General features: G+C 65.4%; 7 protein-coding genes. 6 read left to right on the top strand and 1 reads right to left on the bottom strand.

Features of this window, described 5'->3' with window-relative positions; translation table 11 throughout:
- Positions 1 to 160: 160 nt before the first annotated feature.
- The 3 genes from ACIPC1_RS02160 to ACIPC1_RS02150 are packed head-to-tail and all read left to right on the top strand — an operon-like array spanning position 161 to position 2,492.
- A complete protein-coding gene (locus ACIPC1_RS02160) occupies positions 161 to 682 on the top strand; it encodes an ATP-binding protein (RefSeq protein WP_402512504.1) in 522 nt (173 codons plus the stop codon).
- Between the two features lie 10 nt (positions 683 to 692).
- On the top strand, positions 693 to 2,015 hold the full coding sequence (locus tag ACIPC1_RS02155) for an AAA family ATPase (RefSeq protein WP_402512502.1): 1,323 nt from the start codon (positions 693 to 695) through the stop codon (positions 2,013 to 2,015).
- A 3-nt stretch (positions 2,016 to 2,018) separates the two neighbouring features.
- The gene (locus ACIPC1_RS02150) at positions 2,019 to 2,492 is read left to right on the top strand and encodes a hypothetical protein (protein ID WP_402512500.1); all 474 of its coding nucleotides are present in this window, start codon (positions 2,019 to 2,021) and stop codon (positions 2,490 to 2,492) included.
- On the opposite strand, the gene ACIPC1_RS02145 is transcribed toward ACIPC1_RS02150, so the two are convergent.
- Positions 2,404 to 6,579 carry an Eco57I restriction-modification methylase domain-containing protein gene (locus ACIPC1_RS02145; protein WP_402512498.1) on the bottom strand — a complete coding sequence of 1,392 codons (4,176 nt, stop codon included), beginning with the start codon at positions 6,577 to 6,579 and terminating at the stop codon, positions 2,404 to 2,406. The genes ACIPC1_RS02150 and ACIPC1_RS02145 overlap by 89 nt on opposite strands.
- A 584-nt stretch (positions 6,580 to 7,163) precedes the next feature.
- On the opposite strand from ACIPC1_RS02145, the gene drmA reads away from it, so the two are divergent.
- From drmA to drmC, 3 genes are read left to right on the top strand one after another with little or no spacing between them, the layout of a single operon-like run.
- Positions 7,164 to 11,021, top strand: coding sequence for a DISARM system helicase DrmA (drmA, locus tag ACIPC1_RS02140; protein WP_402512496.1), 3,858 nt, complete (start codon positions 7,164 to 7,166; stop codon positions 11,019 to 11,021).
- Positions 11,018 to 12,928, top strand: a complete 1,911-nt coding sequence (gene drmB, locus ACIPC1_RS02135) for a DrmB family protein (protein WP_402512494.1) — start codon at positions 11,018 to 11,020, stop codon at positions 12,926 to 12,928. Before drmA ends, drmB begins: the two co-directional genes overlap by 4 nt.
- Positions 12,925 to 13,686 carry a DISARM system phospholipase D-like protein DrmC gene (gene drmC / locus ACIPC1_RS02130; RefSeq protein ID WP_402512492.1) on the top strand — a complete coding sequence of 254 codons (762 nt, stop codon included), beginning with the start codon at positions 12,925 to 12,927 and terminating at the stop codon, positions 13,684 to 13,686. The genes drmB and drmC overlap by 4 nt, the downstream gene beginning before the upstream one ends.
- Positions 13,687 to 13,708: the final 22 nt, after the last annotated feature.

Below are 13,708 nucleotides of genomic sequence, written 5' to 3'. Positions count from 1 at the left end.
CCGGCCGTACCGTCACCACCGAGCACACAACTGACACCACTCCACGCCGCGCGCAATCACGCCCGACAACCCGGACAACCTGCCAGGACAGCCCGACAGTTACGCTCCGTATCGGCATCATTACTGTTCAAGGTAGGCGCACCCGACCACGCTGAGTGACATGAATCAGCAGATCTCCACCCCCTTCCTCACCACCCAACTCGTCCCACCAGTCCACCACTTCACCATCCAGCTCAGCTCCACCCACAGAGGCGCTCGCCTCGCCCGCCGCCTCACGACCCACCAGCTCGACGAGTGGGGCATCCCGCACGGCACCGACCTCTCCGACCGCGCCGCCCTCGTAGTCGCGGAGCTCGCCGCGAACGCCACCACGCACGGACGTACCCCAGGCCGCGACTTCCGCCTGACCCTGGCCTTGGCCCGCGCGCTCGACAGCACCCCGTACCCGTGCAAACTCCGCATCGAAGTCACCGACACCCGCCCGGACCGCCGCCCACCGCCCCCGCAGGACCTCACGCCCACCACCCCCGACGCACCCACCGGCCGAGGCCTGCTCATCGTCGACACGCTGGCCACCCACTGGGGCACGCGGGCGGACGACCAGCTCACCAAGACCGTATGGGCGGAACTGACCGATGCCCGGCCCGGTGCAGACCAGGCCGCAGCGCATGGCCTGCGGTAACTTGGCCGGTGTGACTGCCCAGGGCATCGAAGAGGTTCGCCTGACCGCGTTCAAGAGTTTCCGCGGTGAGGCCTTCCGGCTCGCTCCGCTGACCGTGCTGATCGGACGCAACAGCAGCGGCAAGTCGAACGCGCTCGACGGACTCGAAGTGCTCTCCCGCCTGGCGCGCGGCGAGGACATCGCCGAGGCGCTGGAAAGCCGGCGCGGCCCCGCAGGACCGGTGCGCGGCGGGCTGGCCGGATGCGTACCGCACGGATCGGACAGGTTCTCGCTCGGGTGCACCGTGAGTACCGAGTACGGGCCGATCCACCTGGATGTGACGATCCAGGTGGAGCCGGAGGTACAGATCGTCGAAGAGCGCCTGTCCGGGCCCACCGTCAGCGGGCACAAGGACGTACTCGTGAGCGGTGCGCCGAGCCCGCACCTCGGTGACATCCAGGCGTCCTGGCACAACGGCAGGCCGGGCCGGAACCCGAGCGGCCCCTTCCGTAACTCACGCCTCCTCACGTCACAACTGCCGCTTCGCCTGGCGGGTGACACGGAGGGCGAACACGACTGCATCTGGATCGCTCAGTCGGTGCTGTCGGCTCTGGTCGGCGCCTTCCACCTCGATCCCGTGCCGCATCTCATGCGCCAGTACGTCCCATCCCGGGACGTTCACCTGCGCCGTACCGCCGAGAACCTGTCCGCCGCGATCGGCAACGTACAGAGGACAAGCCCTGAACTCTTCGATCGGCTCGTGCAGTTGCTGCGCGGTCTGGCCGACCATGACATCGAGACGCTGGCGGTCACCAAGTCCGAACTGGGCGATGTGATGCTGGCGCTGGACGAGGGGGAGTTGGGGCTGACCCCAGCCCGGGAGATGAGCGACGGGATGCTGCGTTTCCTCGCCATCACCACCTCGCTCCTCACCGGGGGGCGGGGGCTCGACCTCGGTTCGTCGAGTGCGGGGAGCGCCAGGGACGGTGCGGAACGTGCACTCATGCTCGTCGTCGAGGAGCTGGAGAACGGGCTGCACCCCTCACAGGCGTCTGAAGTGCTGCAACTCGTCCGGCAGGCGAGCGCGGAGAACGACACGCAGGTGCTCATCACCACCCACAGCCCCGCCCTGCTGTCGGCGCTCGACAGCGCGGATCATGATGGGGTCGTGGTGTGCTGGCGGGACAGGGAGTCTGGCACGAGCCGGCTCACCAAGCTCACCGAGCTTGATGGGTATCCGGCGGCCATGGCGGCCGGACGGCTGGGAGATGTGATCACGCAGGGACGGCTGGAAGCCCGCGGGCAACAGGACCGCGACTACACGGAGTTCGACCGTCTTCTGGGGATCGGGTGAGGCGTGGCTCGCAGGGTTGAATTCGTCGACACGTCGATTCTCTGCAATCTCCTTGAGGTCCCAGGCAAGTGCCAGGACCGCGAGAAGGTGATCGAAGAGCTGCGTCGCAAGAGGGAGGCACGAGACTGCGACCTGCTGCTCCCCGTGACCGCAGTCATCGAGACGGGAAACCACATCGCGCAGTTGCCCGACGGGCGGATGAGGCGTACGTGTGCGGAGCGGTTCGCCGGCGTCCTGCGCACGGTGGTGGAGGGCAACGCGCCCTGGGCCCTCAATGAGGTGGAATGGGACGCGGCCCACCTCAGCGCACTGATCGAGGGCGGCAGCACGGGCAGCAGCCTGGTCGAGCACGCTTGCAATCAGCTCGGCTGCGGCGACCTGAACATCCTCATCGAGCGGGACCGGTACCTTGCCCGGACGTCCGGGGTTGCGGCGACTGTGTGGACGCTGGATGCGTTGTTGGCGTCGTATGCGTGAGGGGTGACTCGTCGAAGGGGAGAGACTCTTGCCTGGGGTGGAGGCCTGCGTTGGCCTCGGCTTGGTAGCGGCGCTGGTTCTCTTCGAGGAGGCGGTCGAGGATTTCCTGGCGAACGACGGAGCCGACGGTGTAGCGGGGGCCTTGGCGGGTGTCGTGGAAGCCGTGGTTGAGGCCGCCGAGTTGGTCGAGGAGATCGTGCCAGCCGTAGGCGCGGGCTACTTCCTCGTCGATGGCGCGGTGGATGGCCCGCAGTTCCGTAACGTCCGTGTCCGTGCACCTCTTATCGTGGACGAGGTTGTACGTGGCAGTGAGTCCGCTTCGTACAAGCATGATCTGGCCACGGCGGGTGTTCAGCTGGTCGCCTAAGCGTCGGAGTTCTGGAGTGAGCTTCGGCCGTAGGAAGGTCTCGAACACGTAGGAAGGCGTGTAGCGGAGATCCCCCCTCATGGTTGAGGAGTGACGGATTGCCCACCAATAGTGCGGCGCGCTGCTGAGTAACGCCAGCATCCCGGTGTCATCTGTCGCGATAACAACTGTTGCTTCGCTCATGACTTGGCCAGTTGGTACCAGCATGGGCATTACGACCTTACTGACGCGAGTGATCACGAGCACCTGTTCCAAGCCTGTTATGGCTCGATGCAGATCCCCTCGAGTCCGCCAGTAGAGCCACCATCGATCCATTAGGCCTGCGTACGTGCGGGGGTCCTTCGCAGCCCTCTCGGGCTTCACCAGCCGACGCACCTGTTCGTATGCCTCGGGGTATTGCTTGGCCTGCTGCTCGCTCCAGTCGTGGAAGTTGATGATCCATCGGCTTGCCGAGCCGTCGGGGCGCGAGTTGAGATCCTGCCCGTTAAGATAAGGGAAGAGCACTTCTCGATACCGTTTGTCTTTCGCGATCAAGGCTTGAGCTGCCTCTGGCTGCATGGTGAATCCCGTGCCGAGGACCAACGTCCCCTGGAACACGATTCCTCTGTTCTCTTTCAGTCGATGCGCTGTTCCGGTGACGCGTGAAACCGGGTCCAGTGATGAAGTGATCCCCTTAACCGGTATTCCATCCGAGAGTCGCAGCCCACCTGCGGCTACATTGCTCCGGCTTGTCCATACAGCGCAGTACTCCAGTACGGCGCTGCGAGATGGCCAGGGAGCGCTCTGCACAGACTGGCGGATTTCGAATCCGTCTGCCACGAGTTGATCCAGTCCAACCTCCCGTGTGTCCCCCTGCGCCAGAGTGTTCGTGGCGATTAACCCCGTCTGCCCGCGGTCGTTCAGTAGGTCATGCATGCGTAGAAGGAAGTACGCTGCTAGGTCCGCATTCCCGCGAACCCCACGCCCCAGGACATGAACTAGATACTCGCGATACCCCCTCCCCAGTATTCCGGTAAGCTTCTTGCCGCCCAGGTACGGGGGATTCCCCACTATCGCGTCGAATCCGCCGCCATGGAAAACTTCCGGGAACCGGTGTGGCCAATTTAGAGGCTTCCATTCGTCGGAGTCACCGATTCCTGCGTCGCGGCGCCACCGCGCTATGTCTTCTCTTGCTCGGCTCTTGATGATCGCCTGAGCCTCTGCATGGACCTTGCCCAACTGGTGCGGACGAGTAGCCGCCGCAATGGCGGCCGTGTCCAGGCCTGGAGCACCACGCTGGGCTTCTGCCAAGGAGGCGGTTACGATGAGCTCCCCGAACAGCTCTAAGAGTTCGACGGAATGTTCAGCTTCTTCCAGTACCCTCCTTTTGCTTTCGAGGGCTGTGAGTGAAGTTCCGGGAATGTCGATGATGCTTTTTCGTAACTCCGTCGCATGCTGGATATAGGCACCCATCCCAGTCTGCTGCGAAATGGTCGACGTGTAATCGACCGGGGAGCGGCGGTGAACCGTATTCTCTGCCGCCGGCAGCAAGTGCATGTACTCCACCTGTTCGGCGGATGAGATCCCTACGAGCGCGTCTCCGTCGATCAGCCGGTCATCCAGAAACGTGAACGGCATCCCAGGCTCGACCGTGTCCAACCACAGGGAAAACTTGGCGAGCTCGACGGCGAGCGGATTGATGTCGACGCCGTACAAACAATGCTCTGCAACTTCTCGGCGCGCCCGGATCATCACCAGGTCGAACCCGTTATCCTCCGGTTCCCGAAAGGGTTCGTGCCGACGAATGACATCAGCGTCGAACTGTTCCTGGATGCGCGCTGCTGCCTCCGTCTGCTGCTCGATCGCCCGAGCTTCGACCAGGCGCTCCGCCAGATACCGACACGCCGCGACGAGGAACGCCCCTGAACCACAGGCGATGTCAGCGACCTTGAGCTTCAGAATGTCGCCGCTGGACTTGAGCTTCCAGGCCCGGCTGTCGGCCGTCTCCAGCGGTCCGGGGAAATAGACCAATGGCTCCAACGTGCTGCGTACGACATCCGCAGCCAACCACTCGGGAGTGTAGTGCGCGCCTGTCGCCTTACGTTTCGACGACCTGCCGACGTATAGGCCGCCCGGAAGGATGACGACGGGGAGCCCACGCAGATCGCTGCGGATGATGCCGTAGAAGGGCCGGAGCCGCTCGGCGAGAGCGGCGTCGCCACCCGTCGCAGCTAGTAACTTCCGTTCAGCCAAGAGACGTTCATGCCCGTCAAGTGGACGCAGTGAACGCTCTACTGCCTTGGGCATGCCAATGCCGGAGTTCTTGTACGCGCTGGAGAGCGACGCGGCAAGCGCGCTGAGCGGGGCGCTTGCCCAAGCGGTCTCAGCAGCAAGGCTCTCCACTTCGGCGAGCTCTACTTGAATCTCTTGGCCGGGCTTGCCCGTTAGGCCGATGACCGGGGTGGCGGCGCGCTGTCCCTCGTACTCAAGGAGTCCCTCGTAGACCTGGCCGATTTCACCGAGCGACAGATGGCTGAAGGCAGTCTTGCGTCGCTCCTGGGATGGCCCTTGACCGGTGGTGATGTACTGGACGGAACGAAGCATGTGCAGCACGGTCCGGTCGTCCACAGGCCATGGAGACTCTCCGCCGCCTGGTTCAAGCCAGGGATGTCGGCCAGGGTCGAAAAGGGAACCGTCGTATCCACAAATGCGCATGCCGGGGTGATCTACACCCTGGTAGATGGCGTGGAAGAGCGCCACAAGCCGGTGCCATGAGGCCGTGCTCTGCTCCAGGTCCTCTTCACTCGTGTCTCGGGCCTGTGCTTCCAGCTCGGCGCACAGCCCACCCGCCGAATAAGAGCGCGCGTAAAGGGGATTGTCGGCGGGCAACAGCCCCTTCTCCTCGGCGAAGCACGCGAAGAGGATCCGCATCTGGGTCGCGAGGGCGGCCTTGTAGACCTCGGCTGCGGACTGTTTCTCCAGCCCCGGACGGCCGACCTCGCGAGCCTCCCTGTCCCCGCGGCCGATGGCGGCCACCAAGAGCTCGACGGCCTCCTTCACCTGCTGGCCCAAGGACTCGGTGAGGTCTTCCGCACGATCCTCCGCATTGCTGAGGAGGAACGTCAGCGTCTCGTCGTCCGGCACGGAGAAGAACCGACGCCGGTTGAGTAGCGAGATGAACGCCCGTACCGTCGTCCGGTCGGCTGCCGATCCCCAGTCCGCGGTATCGAAAGTGACGTAAGTGGCTGCCGCCTCACGGGGAGCCCAGACGAGAGTCCACCAGCGGCCCGCCGCGACCAGCCCGAGCCCGATGTCGTGGTGGCGACAAAGGCGAGCCAGCCGGTCCGCCGGGGAGGCGGACCACGTGCTGCCGGACTGTCGACCCGTCGGCAGCACGTTCGGTGCGCAGGCGAGGCCCAGCAGTGGAATCGCGTCCGATGCGGGGCTGGACGCATCGGAGGCGTCCGGGTGGATCAGGGCGAACGACGGAGTGACCGCCTCCTGGTGCTCCGGAACGGACAGGGCAAGGTTGCCCAGGAGTGCAGGGTCCTCAGACAGTGCGTCCCCCCAGCCCAGCAGGTCACGCAGGAGGTAGCCGATCCACGCGTCGTGGTAGACGCTCGGCTTCGACTGCCACTCGCGGTGCGCTAGCCGTAAGGAGCGCCTCGACGATCCGTCCAGGGAATCGAGTTGCGGCCATACGCGGGTCAGCGCGGGGACTCCCAGGAACGGGCCGTCCATCGTGACCAGACCCAGCCATTCCTCGTGCTGGCTACGGCCTTCCGCCGCGGGTGGCCGGTTGTCGGCGGTCAGGCCGCGCCTCCAAGAGCCGCGTCGTGCGGACGTCGTACCAGTGGCCATAAGGCACCCCCGCTGCGAGACAACGATTGCGCACGTCGATTCGAGTAGGTGCGTGGTCACGCCTCAGAACTGACGGTAGCCGGACGATTGCAAACCGGGTAGGGCGCCTGCGGCATGTGATCTCCCGCTGGGCTGGTGGAGACTGGCAGGATCACGGGTGCCGAGGTCCATCCCACAAGTGCTCGCCGCTCGAATGGAGTTGAGCGACCTCTGGTCAACGGATGGATCGCGTCATCGATCGTGGGAACCGGCTGCCCCGCTGGAGAGGTCCGAGGAGTGCGGTGACCAAGACCGCGTCGAGTTTCCGGAACAAGCCATGACCGCACCGACCACCCCGTTATGAATGTCAGAGGTGACCATTAGCATCCAGGTGATGGCAGGTCGTCACGGTCGTGGTGATGGTTGCCGCGGAGCTGACAGGGCCCTCGTGGGCCGCGTATGACGTACGAAAGAGAGACGCCCCGATGCCCAGTCAGTCCGCTGCGGTGCCGCCGGGCTCGTTGGAAGAAGACCTTCTCCAGCGGGTCCGCGAAGTGCCGCAGACCTTCGTGCCGGCCAGCTCGTATGAAGTCCGGGACGATCTGGGCAAGCTCATCAGTCGCGATCTACTCGGTCCCTGGGATGGCCCGAGCGAGGAGTTCGACCACCGGGCGGCTGGTCCTCGCGATCGCTATCTGGTCGGTTTGATCGGCCCCAAGCGCACCCTCACGACCTCCTTGGCAGCCACCGGCGAGCAGTTGAACGACGACTCCGACGGCGAAGGCGACAGCAGCGACCAGAGCCTGCCCGAGAAGCTGACCACACAGAACGCCGGCCGTATGTGGGCCTCGTCCATGGGCATGATGTTCGCCGTCGCCGCGGACGATGGTGTGGACGCGGTCTCCGTACGGGTGCGGTGGGGGCGGTACCACAAGTCCCAGGTTCTCAGCGACGACGGAGTCACCCGTACGACCTGGAGCCGTGAGCAAGTAGAGAAAGCCCCCGAGGTCCGGCTCGACGGAAAACCCCGGCAGATCCTCCCGCTCACCGCCGATGACCCGGAAGCCCCCGGGGCGCGCCTGATCGCCGAAGTACGGAACAGGCCGGGGGCCGGCGGGCCCACCCGAGTGGTCGAACTCTCCCTGGTGAACGCCCAGGAGGAGCCCCAGCAGTCGAAGGACACTGCCTGGCTGTTCCAGACGGAGTTGCGGGTCACCGCACTGGACGGCGCAGCATCGGTCTTCCTGCCCATCTCCGATCCGCTAGTCGAAGCGGCGGAGGGTCAGGACGCGTTCGGCGTGACCGATCCGGAGGAGCAGCACCTGACGCTGCTCTACCGCAATCAACTGAAGCACGCGGCAGGCCGCAACGTTGCCGTCGAGGTGACGATTGACGAAGGTGAGCGGCGAGCCCGTGCACTCACCACCACCTGGCTTCCCGTCCACGATGTGCCCGCCACCATCGCGCCGTCCGGCGACGATGCCGAGCATCTCGCAGGTCTCGAACTCTCCATGGACGCGCTCGCCGAGCTGACACCCGCTGAACTCATGGCGGCGCTCGCCCCGTTGGCGGACGGATACAGCGCATGGCTCGACGAACGCGGGGCGCAGGCCGAGCAACTGCCCCCTGCGCTCCGGGACAGTGCGCTCGCAGCGGTTGAACAGGCCCGTAAGGTATCTGTCCGGATCACCCTCGGAGTGGACCTCCTGAGAGACCCGGACCGGCCCGAGGCTCTGGAGGCATTCCGATTCGCCAACCGGGCGATGGCGCTCCAGCGTCGGCACACCGCCATCGCGGGGCTGCGTGAGAGGGAGGGCCTCAGTTTCGCCGAGGCCCAGCAACGGATCGCCGATCAAGGGCCCGCTGCCGCGTCCTGGCGTCCGTTCCAGCTCGCCTTTGTTCTGCTGAATCTGCGCGCCCTGGCCATTCCGACGCTTCCAGAACGGGGAGCGGACGCCGACGCCATCGTTGACCTGCTGTTCTTCCCGACCGGTGGTGGAAAGACCGAGGCCTATCTCGGGCTTGCTGCCTTCGCCTTCGCCATCCGCCGTCTTCAAGGAACTATCGGTGACGGAGCGGACGCCCGTAGCGGTGACGCGGGAGTCGCCGTGTTGATGCGTTACACCTTGCGGCTGCTGACCGCGCAGCAGTTCCAGCGCGCGGCCGCCCTCGTCTGCGCCGCGGAGGTGCTGCGCCGAGATGCGTTCGAGGGCGGGGACACCCGCTGGGGTGCGACCCCCTTCCGGATCGGACTATGGGTGGGCGGGGCCGTTTCCCCGAACCGCTATGAAGAAGCGGCACAGCAGATCGCCGAGGCGAAGGAGGCCGGGGACAGCCGTGGTGCCAAGGTGCTGCAGACTCTTGCCTGCCCCTGGTGCGGTACGGCGCTCAGCGCTCAGCGCGATCTCCACCCCGACGATGATCTGCGCCGGGTCCTCCTCTACTGCGCCAACGCTGAGGGCAAGAACGCCTGCCCGTTCTCGCAGCGGCGCTCCCCTCGTGAAGGGCTGCCCATCCTCACGGTGGACGAGGAGATCTACCGCCTTGCCCCCAGCCTGCTGATCGCCACGGTCGACAAGCTTGCCCAGCTCCCGTGGCGCGGCTACGCGGGGATGCTCTTCGGGCGGGTCTCTCAGCTCTGCCCGCGCCACGGCTACCGGCACGCTGACCTGGACGCGCGGACCAAGTGCGGAGAAAAGCACAACGCCAAGGGAAAGTACGAAGCGGTCAAGACCCAGGAAGTGACGCGCCTGCGCCCACCGGATCTGATCATTCAGGACGAACTCCACCTGATTTCGGGCGCATTGGGGACAACCGTTGGGCTCTTCGAAGCGGCCGTCGATGAGTTGTGCAGCTGGCCAGCGCCCGACGGCACGGGCAGCACGAAACTCGTCGGGCCCAAGATCGTGGCATCCACGGCCACGACGAAGAGAGCGGCCGACCAGATCCTCGGAGTCTTCGCCAGGAAGGCGGCGATCTTCCCGCCCCAGGTGATCGACGTCGAAGACACCTTCTTCTCCCAGCAGGTCGCACTTTCGCAGCAGGCGCCCGGCCGACGCTATCTGGGAATCTGCGCGCACGGCGTGCGGATGAAGCAGGCGGAGATCCGCGTGGCCGAGATCCTGCTGCTTGCCGGCCAGACGCTCTTCGACAAGCACGGCAAGCCCGCCGACCCGTACATGACGCTGGTGGGCTACTTCAACGCCACCCGTGAGCTAGCGGGGATGCGCCGCTTCCTGGACGACGACATCGCCACTCGCGTCCGTGTTCACGGCAACCGCAAGGGCCTTTCCAACCGGCTGCTCCGCAGGACGGAAATGCTGTCCGTGCAGGAGTTGACCTCGCGCATCTCCTCCGGAGACATCACTGAGGTGCTCGCGCGCCTGGAGATCGGCTTCGACGAGGAGATGGACACGACGGTCCGCAAGATCGCCGTGAACGATGAGCGGAAGACCGCAGCGCAGCACAAACAGCGGCTTGACCCGGCGAAACTGAACCTTCGCAACGAAGGGGTGGGCGCGGTCGATACGGTCATCGCGACCTCCATGCTCCAAGTCGGTGTGGACGTCTCCCGGTTCGGCCTGATGATCGTGGTCGGACAACCGAAGAACACCGCCGAGTACATTCAGGCGTCGTCCCGCGTCGGCCGCGACGCGAAGCGCCCGGGTCTGGTCGTCACGCTCTACAACTGGACACGGCCCCGTGACCTGGCGCACTTCGAGAACTTCGGCCACTACCACGCCACCTTCTACCGCGAGGTCGAAGCCCTGTCTGTCACGCCCTTCGCACGCCGGTCTCTGGACCGTACGACGGCAGCCGCATGGATCGCCGCGGTGCGTAACGCGACCGATCTCAACTCCCGCAATGCGGACGCGTTCGACGTCGATCTTGACGGTCCGCCGGTTCAGCAGATCACCGAGCGTTTCCTCTGTCGCGCAGAGGCAGTGGGCGGCGAACGGGCCCGCGGTTATCTCGCGGAGCGCATCGACACCCTCAAGGACGCCTGGGCTCAGAAGAAGCAGGGCAACGCGCGGCTGGGCTACGACGAGGGCAGGTGGAATGGCCAGCAGCTCGCCGGGCTGCTGAACAGGGCCACCGGCGCGCGCTGGGACGAACTCACCGTTGCCCAGTCGATGCGTGAGACGGAGAACGAGATCAATCTGCTGGTATCCGGCAGCGGCTTGTTCGACGTGGTCGGAGGAGCTCCCGCGTGGAGCTATCCAGGGGGCGGTGGGCAGGACGGCCCAGGCGACGAGGACTCGCCCGAAGGCGACGAGACCGGAGCCGTACTGGACAACAAGGCCGTGACGAACGGACAGAGCGGAAAGCAGGCGCACGCATGACGGACAAGGCCCAGTACCGCCGCCGCGTCGGCTCCGTGCGCCCCAGTCACCTGATGTTCACGGGGGGTGTCGGAGCGTTGGTCGATCTGCCGAACTTCGCCGTCCTTGTGCGGGGCATCGACGACTGGCGGTACGACTCCGTGCAAATGGACGATCTGAAGGAACCGCGGCTGCTGCGGGCTGTCAACAGTCTGCTCGCCGATCTGTACGGACCCCAGGTCACCCAACTGCTTCCGGCACCCTGGATGGATGGAGCAGACGCGGACCCCAACGGACCCGCGGCAAAGGTGGGTGTGCCCGTTCTGCCGTTCCCGCAATGGCTGCGCTGTACCGCATGCAATGAACTGGGCGCGCTGGACTCGAAGATCTTCAAGTTCGAGAATGCCCAACCGCGCCGGCCGGACAAAGCCCGCTTCTTCCACGAGAACTGCACGACGAAGCGCAAGGGCAAGCGTCCGCTGGCCGTGGCAGCGCGCTTCGTGCTCGTCTGCCCGTCCGGACACCTGGACGACTTCCCGTACACGACCTTCGTACACCGCGGCGGCCCGTGCACGGCGGTCAGCCATCCCCGGCTACAGATGCTGGACCACGGAGGCAACCAGGCCGCCAATGTAAAAATCAAGTGCGTGAACTGCGGCAAGGAACGGAACATCCGCGACGCGATGGGCCCCCGCGGGGAATCAAGCCTGCCCAGTTGTCGAGGCCGCCACCCCCATCTGGCGACCTTTGAGCCAGGTGGCTGCGAGCAGCCTCCGAAGCCGCTGGTGATCGGTGCGTCCAACCAGTGGTTCGCACAGACGCTGAGCGTCCTGGCCGTCCCGCCCACTAGCGGCAGCGCCTTGCAGGGAAAGATCGAGCAGCTCTGGGACACGCTCCAGAAGGTCGACGCGCCCGCCATGCTCGAACTGCTCTGGGGCCTCCCGCAGTTCAAGCCACTTCACCAATGGGACCAAGCCGACGTCTTCGAAGCCATCCAGAAGCAGCGGGCTGCTGCGGAAACTGCACCAAGTGCACAGCCGACGTCATATCCCGACCTCCTCACCCCTGAATGGGAAATCTTCACCAGCGCTCATGTCCCGGAGCACACCGAGGACTTCGCCCTCCGCGATGTGCCCGTCCCCTCTGCCCTGGCCGGCACGTTCTCGCACATCGTCCAAGCGGAACGACTCCGGGAAGTGCGTGCCCTCGTCGGTTTCACCCGGCTCGACGCGCCCGACCCCGAAGACCCGGATCTGGTCACCCGTGCTCCCCTGTCCCGCAGCAGCACACCCTCCTGGGTTCCAGCCAGCGAGGTACGAGGAGAAGGCATCTTCCTGCGTATGCCCGAGCCGTTGGTGGCTGCCTGGGAACAACGAGTAGCCGGTTCCGCAGCCCTGGCGGCACACCGCGACGCGTACGTCGAATTCCGACGCAACCGCTACTCGGGGCGTGTCCAAGGCGGCGACCATCCGCTGCGCGGCTGGCCCGGAGCACGTTACATCGCCCTGCATACCCTCTCCCACCTGCTGATCCGGGCCATCGCGCTGGAGTGCGGATACTCCTCGGCGAGCCTGTCGGAACGGATCTACGCTGGCCGGGACGAAGATCCGCGTACGGGCATCCTGATCTACACAGCCGTACCCGACGCAGAAGGCACTCTGGGCGGTTTGGTCTCGCTCGCTGAACCCAAGACGATCACTCGCATTGTGCGACGCGCCTTGACCGACGCGGAGCGTTGCTCCTCCGATCCGCTCTGCGCAGAGCGACTTCCGCGCCCTCCGCACGAGGACTTCCTGCACGGCGCGGCCTGTCACGTCTGTCTGTTCGTGTCGGAAACCACGTGCGAGCGCGGCAACCGATTCCTGGATCGCCGTTTCATCGTGCCCATCGACGACCCGGACCTTGTCCTGTTGCAGGGAGTCAAATGACCGGAGCGGCATTCGAGCGAGCTGCGGCCGATGCCCTGACGACGGTGGGAGCGGAAGGCGTCCGCGCTCTGGCCCAAGAAATAGGCAAACAACGCTCAAGGGCCGCGATCCTCTCTGCGTGGGCCCTCCCCGGATTTACAGAAGCAGCGCGGGCGCTTCTGGAGGCGATAGGAGTGGATGGCGCGGCGCCATCAGAGGCGGCCGCATATCTCCGGGGCCTTGCTGCCGGAGATGCTCTGCGTGCCAAAGAGCAAGAGATCTCGCTCGTCTGGAGTGGTCCCTCAACTCACCGAGTCCCGGTCAGGACGACAAGCCGCGTACTGCTTCAGCTTGTCGAGGCAGCCCGGCACGAACTGCTGTTGATGACCTACTCGGCGACGCGCTACGCGCCGCTTACGCATGCGTTGGAGGCCGCAGCTGGTAGAGGGGTGTCTATTGACGTCGTCGTTGAAACATTGCAGGGCGCGGGCAGCGCGCTCTCCGGGACGGAACCGGCGTCCGCCTTTCTCGATGTGCCAGGGCTCAGTGTTTGGCACTGGCCCCCGAACAGCCGGGCCGAGCCAGGAGCCAAGACCCATGCCAAGTTGGCACTGGCCGACCGGCGGACGTTGTTCACCACCAGTGCCAACTTCACGCAGTCCGGAGTGGATCGGAACATTGAGGCCGGAGTGTTGATCACGGGCGGTTCAGTGCCTGCCCGCACATCGGAGCACATCCAGGAACTGCAGCGTATGGGCGTGCTGCAACGGTATTGGTGATCGGTTCTCTCTGCAGAGGATG

Origin of the sequence: Streptomyces sp. NPDC087263 (assembly GCF_044744645.1) — a bacterium.
Lineage (GTDB): Bacteria > Actinomycetota > Actinomycetes > Streptomycetales > Streptomycetaceae > Streptomyces.
Note: the sequence above shows the minus strand (reverse complement) of the source record. Positions and strands in the feature narration are given on the sequence as shown.

Excerpts from the sequence above, each read along its gene's own strand:
- ACIPC1_RS02145 (WP_402512498.1), bottom strand. The coding sequence starts at position 6,579 with ATGGACGGCCCGTTCCTGGGAGTCCCCGCGCTGACCCGCGTATGGCCG.
- drmB (WP_402512494.1), top strand. The coding sequence starts at position 11,018 with ATGACGGACAAGGCCCAGTACCGCCGCCGCGTCGGCTCCGTGCGCCCC.
- drmA (WP_402512496.1), top strand. The coding sequence starts at position 7,164 with ATGCCCAGTCAGTCCGCTGCGGTGCCGCCGGGCTCGTTGGAAGAAGAC.
- drmC (WP_402512492.1), top strand. The coding sequence starts at position 12,925 with ATGACCGGAGCGGCATTCGAGCGAGCTGCGGCCGATGCCCTGACGACG.
- ACIPC1_RS02160 (WP_402512504.1), top strand. The coding sequence starts at position 161 with ATGAATCAGCAGATCTCCACCCCCTTCCTCACCACCCAACTCGTCCCA.